Here is a 4372-nt window from a genome sequence, read left to right as displayed (position 1 = left end):
GGCGCGGATCTCGTCGAATCCCTGCGAGTACGCGACGATCTTCGACGCGTACAGGGCCAGGCGCACGTCCTCGATGAATGCGTCCGCGTCCTCGACGCGAAGATCCTCGACGGGACCGGGGAGTTCGAGCGAGACGGCCCGCTGCTCCGGATGGCTGGAGAGGGAGCGGGCGAACACGGCTTCGGCGATGCCGGAGACGGGCACGCCCAGATTCAGGGCGGTCTGCACGGTCCAGGCGCCGGTGCCCTTGGCGCCGGCCTGGTCGAGGATCACATCCACCAGCGGCTTGCCGGTGGACGCGTCGACCTGGCGGAGCACTTCGGCGGTGATCTCGATCAAGTACGACTCCAGCTCGCCGGCGTTCCATTCGGCGAACACGTCGGCGATCTCGGCGGGGGATCTGCCGGTGCCGCGCCGGATCAGGTCGTACGCTTCGGCGATCAGCTGCATGTCGGCGTACTCGATACCGTTGTGGACCATCTTGACGAAGTGTCCGGCGCCGTCGTGCCCGACGTGGGTGACGCACGGCTCGCCTTCGGCGACCGCGGCGATGGATTTGAGGATCGGGCCGAGCGTGACCCACGACTCGTCGGACCCGCCGGGCATGATCGACGGACCGTGCAGGGCGCCCTCCTCGCCGCCGGAGATGCCCGCGCCGACGAAGTTGACACCGGTCTCACGCACCGCCTTCTCGCGGCGGATGGTATCGGTGAAAAGGGCGTTTCCCCCGTCGACGATGATGTCGCCCGGCTCGAATACGTCCACGAGGGCGTCGATGACGGCATCCGTCCCCGCGCCCGCCTTGACCATGATGATCGCCGTCCGCGGCTTCTGCAGCGATGCAGCGAACTCCTTGTAGTCGAACGTCGGGACGAACTCGGCCTCGGGATGTTCGGCCAGCAGGGTGTCGGTCTTGGCGCGGCTGCGGTTGTGGATGGCGACCGTGTTGCCCTCGCGGCTGGCCAGGTTGCGTGCCAGGTTCGAGCCCATCACCGCCAGCCCCACCACCCCGATGTTCGCCGTCGGCGCGGCCGCGCCATCCGGTCCGCTCGGAGTCGGAACCGGGCGCGCGACATCCTGCGGAGCGGGCGCCCCCTCGTGCGCGGGCGCCGAATCGGGAGCGTCGTCCCGATCATGCGAGATGTTCGTCTGTGCCGGATTCTCGTTCGAGGACACGCCTGCTCCTTGCGTCTACGGGGGTTCAGTCCAGCCTAGAGTCTGCCGGATCCGGGTTACGGAGCAGAGGCGGAGTGCGCACAGGGGTGGCCCGAGTGCTGTGAGCGTTCCGTTGCGGGAGTTCAGGCGGCTGCGGACGGCCCGGGCGCGGCGTCGGAATCGCACCGCGCCGCGAACACCGAGTCGTCAGTCGTCGCGGTAGCCCGCACGGCCCATCGACCAGAACGCGAGCACGGTTCCGACGAAGCCCAGCGCGGCGATGGCGCCGATGACACCCAGAAGCAGCATCGAGATGGTCTGGCTGTCGAGCATGGATCCTCCGGTCGAAAAGCGGGCGTCTTCATCGTAGCGGGGCCACTGGTAGACTTGGCGATTGAACTTCGGCGAGGGATGCCTCGCACCGGCTGGAACGGCTGGGTGCGGCATCCGTGATCGACGCAGTGATGCAGGCTCACGGCTTTCCTCACGCGCTCGCGTTCGAGTCGAATGCAGACCCCATACCTGGGCCCGTGGGCCCGAGATCAGAACGGGCCGCGTGCCCGCAAGGAGAAACACCATGTCCACCGACACCAAAGAGATCGACTCCAAGGTCCAGGCCGAAGTCCGCGAGAACTTCGGCAAGGGCTTCGCCCGCCGTCTGCGCGCCTCCGGCAAGATCCCCGCCGTCATCTACGGCCACGGCACCACCCCGGTGCACGTCGCGCTGCCCGGTCACCAGGTGGCCCTGCTCATCCGCCGCGCCAACGCGGTGCTCGAGCTCGAGGTCGAGGGCAAGCAGCAGCTGACCCTCGTCAAGGACGTCCAGAAGGACCCGGTGCACCAGATCATCGAGCACATCGACCTCCTGGTCGTGCGCAAGGGCGAGAAGATCCAGGTCGACGTGCCCGTGTCGATCCTCGGGGAACCCGCGCCCGGCACGATCGCAGCTCAGGACGCGAACACCGTGCTCCTCGAGGTCGAGGCCACGCACATCCCGGAGCGCATCGAGTTCGACGTCGAGGGCCTCGAGGAGGGCACCCACATCACGGCTGCCGACCTGGTGCTGCCTTCGGGCGCGTCGCTGGTCGTCGACCCGGAGACGCTGATCGTCGCCATCTCCATCCCGTCGGCGACGCTCGCGGCCGAGGACGAGATCGCCGAGCTCGACGCCGCCGTCTCAGCGGCGCAGGCACTGGAGTCCGAGGCAGCCACCGAGGCGGAGGCCGAGTCCGACTCCGAGTAGGACGGTATTGCAGGAAGGGGGTGCGGATTCCGCGCCCCCTTTGCTGTTCCCTTCGCTGCCCGATGATCTCGGGCGTCCGGCAGGATGAGAGACATGGCAGACACGTGGTTGATCGTCGGCCTCGGCAATCCCGGCCCCCGCTACGAGCTCACCCGGCACAACGTCGGCCAGCTCGTCCTCGATGAGCTCGCCGAGCGTCGCGGCGAGACCTTCCGGGCCCACAAGGCCAACGCCCGCGTTGCCGAGACCTGGCTGCGGCCCGGCGGGCCGAAGCTCGTGCTCGCCAAGCCCAACACCTTCATGAACGTGTCCGGCGGCGCGGTCGCCGGGCTGGCGAAGTTCTACGGAGTCGATCCGGAGCGCGTCGTTCTCGTGCACGACGAGCTCGACATCCCATTCGATGCGATCAAGCTGAAGGCGGGCGGGGGCCACGGGGGCCACAACGGCGTACGCGACGTCGCCAAGGCCCTCGATTCCACCGACTTCGCGCGTGTGCGGGTCGGCATCGGGCGCCCCACGGGACGGCAGGATCCCGCCGATTGGGTGCTGGATCCGTTCGGCGCGACGGAGCGCAAGAATCTCCCGATCCTCCTGGCGGATGCCGCGGATGCCGTCGAGCAGCTGATCGACGAGGGGCTGCTCGCGGCTCAGCAGAAGCACCACGCGCCGCGCGTGTGACCTCCACGGCGCGAGACCCTCCGATTCGCGCGAAACCCTTCGATCCGTGCCGCCGTTTCGGAGGGTCTCGGTCGATGCGGAGGGTTTCGGCGCACGTCAGCTTCCCGTCGCGCCCGACGCGAACCCGGCGACGAGGAAGCCCGGGATCCCGGTGGCGAACGCGATCGGCCCGAGGACCGCGATGACGACCGCGGCAACGCCCCAGCCGCGGCCGCGGTCCCTCGCGATGGCGACGATGCCCTGCACGAACGCCCAGATGCCGAGGACCGTGCCGACCCAGAAGGCGACCTCGCCGACGAGCACCCACTCGCGGACGGGGGCCAGGATCGACCAGTCGAAGTCGATGTCCAGGGGGCGCAGCGCGATTTCGCGTCCTGTGCCGAGGCCGATCTGATACGCAGCGATCGAGCCCAGGATCGTCCCGCCCACCGCCGCGATCAGGGCCAGCAGGAACGCGACCACGCCCGGTCCCGAGCCGCCGGCGCGGCGAGCCGCGGGTGCCACCGGCACATACGGGCCGTAGCCCTGCGGCGGTGCTGCGGATGCCGACGGCGGCGCGTACACATGCGGCGGCGCCGCGTAGCCCTGTACGAGATGGCCGGAGCCGGGCGGCTGCGGCGCCGCCGGAGGCGGATAGACCGCGGTGGCGTAGGCGTCCGCGGGGTAGACGGCTGTGGCGAACACCTCCGTCGCGGACTCCGAGTCCGCGACCGGCGGCTGCGGTGTGCGTGCGGGAGCGGCCGCGGCGACCGCGGCCGCGTACGGGGGCAACGGCGGCCGCGGAACGGCCGGCATCGCGGTCCCGCCCGCGTCGGGCGGAAGGGTCTCGCCGCGGTCCGTCACGGCACTCATCCTAGGAGCGTCGAGACCGCGCATCCGAGCTGCCGCCACCCTCATCGCTGCGCGATCCGGAGGAGATGAGCCGAGGGGAGGACGTTTGCCGTGGCACCCATCCTCCGGTCGGTGCATCTCTCCCGGACGCGTCCGACGCGACGGCGCTCGGGGCCGACATCTGCGCGGCGGCCGGGTGTCGGCGGACGCCCGTAGACTCGTCCGGTGACAGTTCCCGGGATCGTGCGCGCCCTCGAACAAGCGGACTCTTTCCGGGATGCCGCGGCGTCAGCCTCCGTCGACGCCGACTTCTCGCTCGTCGAGGGGCTCGACACCCCGCTCCTGGCCTCGCTGATCGAGCGGCGCCGCGCCGCCGGTCGCAGCGGGGCGCTGTTCGTGATCGCACCCACCGGACGCCGTGCCGAATCGCTCGGCCCCGCGTTGGAGGCGCTCCTTCCCGGAGCC

6 protein-coding genes are annotated in these 4372 nt (G+C 70.1%); 3 read left to right on the top strand and 3 right to left on the bottom strand.

The window, feature by feature from the left end; translation table 11 throughout:
- Together gndA and VFX99_RS11630 are read right to left on the bottom strand one after the other, a co-directional pair.
- Positions 1-1014: NADP-dependent phosphogluconate dehydrogenase (gene gndA / locus VFX99_RS11635; RefSeq protein ID WP_329666456.1), on the bottom strand; the 1014-nt coding region annotated here is incomplete at its 3' end.
- 348 nt (positions 1015-1362) lie between these two features.
- Complete coding sequence (locus VFX99_RS11630; RefSeq protein ID WP_329666455.1) at positions 1363-1488, bottom strand: hypothetical protein; 126 nt, start codon at positions 1486-1488, stop codon at positions 1363-1365.
- A 244-nt stretch (positions 1489-1732) separates the two neighbouring features.
- Between VFX99_RS11630 and VFX99_RS11625 the strand changes: the two genes are divergently transcribed.
- On the top strand, positions 1733-2398 hold the full coding sequence (locus VFX99_RS11625) for a 50S ribosomal protein L25/general stress protein Ctc (RefSeq protein WP_329666454.1): 666 nt from the start codon (positions 1733-1735) through the stop codon (positions 2396-2398).
- Between the two features lie 93 nt (positions 2399-2491).
- Entirely contained in the window at positions 2492-3076 is a 585-nt protein-coding gene (pth, locus tag VFX99_RS11620; RefSeq protein WP_329666453.1) for an aminoacyl-tRNA hydrolase, read from the top strand.
- 96 nt (positions 3077-3172) lie between these two features.
- Here the strand turns inward: pth and VFX99_RS11615 are convergent, their stop codons facing one another.
- A complete protein-coding gene (locus VFX99_RS11615) occupies positions 3173-3928 on the bottom strand; it encodes a hypothetical protein (RefSeq protein WP_329666452.1) in 756 nt (251 codons plus the stop codon).
- Between the two features lie 204 nt (positions 3929-4132).
- Here VFX99_RS11615 and VFX99_RS11610 point away from each other — a divergent pair.
- A partial coding sequence (locus VFX99_RS11610; protein WP_329666451.1) for a hypothetical protein occupies positions 4133-4372 on the top strand: 240 nt, incomplete at its 3' end.

This window comes from Microbacterium sp. (assembly GCF_036277215.1).
Taxonomy (GTDB): domain Bacteria; phylum Actinomycetota; class Actinomycetes; order Actinomycetales; family Microbacteriaceae; genus Microbacterium.
Note: the sequence above shows the minus strand (reverse complement) of the source record. Positions and strands in the feature narration are given on the sequence as shown.

What these genes read in the sequence shown, in the direction of transcription:
- VFX99_RS11630 (WP_329666455.1), bottom strand. Translation starts at nt 1,488, where the DNA reads ATGCTCGACAGCCAGACCATCTCGATGCTGCTTCTGGGTGTCATCGGC.
- VFX99_RS11625 (WP_329666454.1), top strand. Translation starts at nt 1,733, where the DNA reads ATGTCCACCGACACCAAAGAGATCGACTCCAAGGTCCAGGCCGAAGTC.
- pth (WP_329666453.1), top strand. Translation starts at nt 2,492, where the DNA reads ATGGCAGACACGTGGTTGATCGTCGGCCTCGGCAATCCCGGCCCCCGC.
- VFX99_RS11615 (WP_329666452.1), bottom strand. Translation starts at nt 3,928, where the DNA reads ATGAGTGCCGTGACGGACCGCGGCGAGACCCTTCCGCCCGACGCGGGC.